Annotated in this window: 4 protein-coding genes; all 4 read left to right on the top strand. The window is 67.0% G+C overall.

All coding sequences use genetic code 11. The features are described 5' to 3' along the window. The first annotated feature begins 404 nt into the window (after positions 1–404). A complete protein-coding gene (locus tag U9980_RS06900; RefSeq protein ID WP_322767171.1) occupies positions 405–1,706 on the top strand; it encodes a CoA transferase in 1,302 nt (433 codons plus the stop codon). Position 1,707: 1 nt separating this feature from the next. Then, positions 1,708–2,928, top strand: a complete 1,221-nt coding sequence (locus U9980_RS06895) for a CaiB/BaiF CoA transferase family protein (RefSeq protein WP_322767170.1) — start codon at positions 1,708–1,710, stop codon at positions 2,926–2,928. Then, on the top strand, positions 2,928–3,416 hold the full coding sequence (locus tag U9980_RS06890) for a Zn-ribbon domain-containing OB-fold protein (RefSeq protein WP_322767169.1): 489 nt from the start codon (positions 2,928–2,930) through the stop codon (positions 3,414–3,416). Before U9980_RS06895 ends, U9980_RS06890 begins: the two co-directional genes overlap by 1 nt. 17 nt (positions 3,417–3,433) lie before the next feature. Continuing rightward, on the top strand, positions 3,434–4,174 hold a 741-nt coding region (locus tag U9980_RS06885), incomplete at its 3' end, for a thiolase family protein (RefSeq protein ID WP_322767168.1).

The raw sequence follows: 4,174 nt of genomic DNA, 5'->3' as shown, positions 1-4,174 counted from the left end.
GCGCCATGCCGGATTCGCACAATATTCGTCGTGATGAAAAGCCACAAGGGTCATGTCGCCCCTTCCCGCCGCCGGCTGGGCGGGTGACCGCGTCACCACCATCTCCACCGTCGACGACAGGCTAAGAGCGCCCGGCAATAGGGGCGTGGATCAAGGAGCGGGGCTGGGGTGCGTAGATCGCAAGGCGGAGGAGGGAGGCACCCTGGTGTTGGGTGTCGACCGACGACAACGTGGCGAGGTGCGCGCCCCAGCCCCGCGACGCCGCGTCCCCTATTGCCGGTCGCTCTAAAGCAGACCAGAGCAGACCAGAGCAGGCCAGGCCAGAGCGGTCGCAACCGGGGCTTGCGGCTTTTCATCATGAGAAATAAAGTCGGCTACACACCCGCGTACAGGGAGGTCACACGGTGGACGCTCGGCATCCGTCGCTGGTGCAACGGCAGCCCCGGGCCCGACGCGGGCCGCTGTCGGGCATCCGCGTGGCCGACTTCTGCTGGATGGGCGTCGGTTCCGTCGCCACCCGCATGCTCGCGGACTTCGGCGCCGAGGTCATCAAGATCGAAAGCCGGACCCGGCTGGACATGCCCCGCCGATTACCGCTCTACAAGAACGACTCCCGCTCGTTCGGCGCGGAGGATCCCGATCCCGACCCGGACAAGGGCGGACTGTTCAACAACTACAGCCGCAACAAACTCGGCGTGACAATCAACATGCGGTCCGTCGAGGGCCGGGAACTGGCCGAGCGACTCATCGCACAAAGCAGTGTGGTGACGGAGAACTTCGCTCCCGGCGTCATGGCAGGCTGGAATCTGACCTACGAACGGCTACGCGCGCTGTGCCCCGAGGTCATCTACGCCCACATGAGCGGTTTCGGCCAGAGCGGCCCGCACCACACGTACCGCAGCTACGGGCCGGTGGTGCAGGCGGTCAGCGGACTGTCCTTCATCAGCGGCCTACCCGACCGGGAGCCCTCGGGTTGGGGTCTGTCCTACATGGACAACCAGGCTGCCTACTACAACAGCGCGGCCCTGCTCATGGCGATCATGCATCGCAACGCGACCGGGAAGGGCACGGAAATCGACACCTCCGCCGTGGAGGTCGGCGTCAGCCTGCTCGGTCCCGATCTGCTGGACGTCACCGTGAACGCACGACCGACCCGCCGGCCGGGCTTCCCCCCGGGTAACCGGCTGGAACACCCGCAGGCTGCCCCGCACGGGGTGTACCCCTGCGCCGGCGAGGACCGGTGGGTGGCCGTCGCAGTCTTCGACGACACCGACTGGCACCGTCTGACCGAAGCCATCGGCAACCCCGCATGGACGACGGACCCGCGTTTCGCCAGCGGATCGAGCCGGTTCGCCCACGCTGACACGCTCGACGCCCACCTCGCGGAGTGGACCAGACAGCGGTCACCGCATGAGGTCATGACACTGCTGCAGGACAACGGCGTCTGTGCAGGTGCCGTCCAGGACGCGCGCGACCTCAACGAGGTCGACCCGCAGCTTGCCCATCGCGGCACGTTCTTCGAGCTGGACCACCCGGTGATCGGCCCGGCGCGCTTCGAGGGGACACCGGTGGCGTTCTCCCGTATCGAACAGGACAACTGGCGGTCAGCCCCGCTGCTCGGCGAGGACAACTCCTACGTGTTCAGCGACATCCTCGGCCTGTCCACGAACGAAGTGGCCGACCTCGCCGCGGCGGGTGTGATCTGAGATGACCACGTCCCAGCCCGGGACACCCGGTTCCCCGCCGCTTCCGTATTCGGGGCTGACGGTCGTCGAGTGGGCGGGTGACCCCGCTGGTGAAGGGACCGGACGACTCCTCGTGGAGCTCGGTGCCGACGTGATCAAGATCGAACCACCGCAGGGATCACCGACGCGGCGGATCGGTCCCTTCGCGCACGACGTCGTCAGCGCCGACACGAGCCTGACGTTCTGGTACTACAATTTCGGCAAGCGCAGCGTGGTCTCCGACGGATCGGAATCGGACCAGGCGTTGTTGCACCGCCTGCTCGTCGGCGCGGACGTCCTGCTCATCACCTTGCGCCCGCGCGAGATCGCCGCGGCCGGCCTGGACTACTCCGAGCTGCTGACCACGCATCCGCAACTGATCATCCTGTCGGTCACCGCGTTCGGGCTGGACGGCCCGTGGGCGGACTACCGCACCTGCGATCTGGTCGGACTCGCCGCGGGCGGCCCGCTGGCCAGCTGCGGCTATGACGACCACTCGATCCCGCCCATCCGCCCCGGCGGCAATCAGGGTTACCACACGGCGACGAGTTTCGCCCACTGCGGCCTGCTGCTGGCGTTACTCGATCGCCAGCGGACAGGTGCGGGGCAGCTGGTGGACGTGTCCATGCACGAGTCGCTCGCTGTCAGCGGGGAACTGGCGAATCCATACTGGTTCTACCCGAAGGTCCTCGTGCACAGGCAGACCTGTCGCCACGCCCAGCCCGTGCCGACACAGCCGGCGCTGTTCCGCTGCGCCGATGACCGATGGGTCTACTTCGCGCTCATCCTCGCCGACCGCAAGCCATGGGATGCGCTGGTCGCATGGATGGAAAGCCTCGGCGTCGCCGCGGACCTGACCGACACAGCCTACGATGATCTGGCGCACCGCCAGCAGAACTTCGCGCACATTCAGGAACTCATCGAATGCCTGTTCCTCCTGCAGGACGCCACGACGGCCTACCACGAGGGGCAACGGCGCGGGCTGCCGATCGGGCCGGTCAACGCCCCCGAGGATGTCCTGGACGACGAGCACCTGCAGGCGAGGAACTTCTTCACCACGGTCGCCTTCGACAGTGATCTCAGCGCATTGGTCCCGACGAGCCCCTACCGGTTCTCGTCCTTCCAGACCGTTGCTCCCACGCGGGCGCCACGGTTGGGTGAACACACTGGACACGTACCCGCCGCCAAGGAGGCAGACCGGTGATGAGCAGACCTGTAGTACGGACACGGCCGGTGGACGACGGACTGTTCGTCGAGGGCGACGACGGGCCCAGCCTCGTCGCGAGCAGCTGCCGGTCGTGCGGGACGACGACCTTCCCGCGCCAGCAGTCGTGCCCGAAATGCACCCGAATGGACATGACGGACCGCCTTCTCCCCCGCAGCGGCACACTGTGGTCCTTCACCGTGCAGAATTTCCGTCCCAAACCGCCCTACGCCGGTCCGGAGCCGTTCACGCCCTTCGGCGTGGGATACGTGGAGCTTCCCGGCGCGGTCATCGTCGAGGCCGTCCTGACCGAAAACGACCCGCAGCGGCTGCACATCGGGGAGCCGATGGAGCTGGTCCTCGTGCCCTTGTGTCACGACGACGACGGCACCCAGGTCCTCACCTACGCGTTCTCCCCCGTCCGATCCGGTGACCCGGAACGGGGATCAGACGGAAACCAGACCCCGAACCTGGGTAACCACAAGTAACCACAAAGGAGTGCGCCGTGGATGTCGCCATCGTGGGCATCGGAATTCATCCGTTCGGGCGACACGAGGGGGTCAGCGGACGGGCGCAGGGAGCCTACGCGGCCCGGGCTGCGCTGACGGACGCGGGCCTGGAATGGCCCGACATCCAGTTCGCCTTCGGCGGCAGCCTCGCGGCAGGGGCCGCCGACTCGCTCGTCTCGGACCTGGGGCTGACCGGCATCCCGTTCATCAACGTGGCCAACGGATGCGCGACGGGCGGCAGCGCACTGATCAACGCAGACAGTACCATCAGGTCGGGCGCGTACGAACTCGGGATGGTGATCGGCTTCGACAAGCATCCGCGGGGTGCCTTCGACGCCGACCCCGCGACGGTCGGCCTGGGGCAGTGGTACGGCGAAACCGGACTCATGCTGACGACCCAGTTCTTCGGGATGAAGGCGCAGCGCTACCTGCACACGTACGGCCTCAGTCCGTCGATACTGGCGAAGGTGGCGGTCAAGGCCTTCTACAACGGTTCGCTGAACCCCAACGCGTGGCGCCGTATCCCGCACACGGAAGAAGCGATCATGTCGTCGACGATGGTGAGCCATCCGCTGACGCAGTACATGTTCTGCTCGCCGGGGGAAGGCGCAGTCGCGCTCGTGCTGTGCCGGGCGGACCGCGCGCGCAGGTACACCGACACGCCGGTGTACCTGCGGTCCGCGGTACTACGTTCACGCCGGTTCGGCTCGTTCGAGGTGTTCAGCCCGTGGCTGGCG

The organism is Protofrankia sp. Cr1 (genome assembly GCF_963555865.1).
Lineage (GTDB): Bacteria > Actinomycetota > Actinomycetes > Frankiales > Frankiaceae > Protofrankia.
The sequence above is the reverse complement of the archived record's forward strand: the minus strand, read 5'-3'. Positions and strand labels throughout refer to the sequence as shown.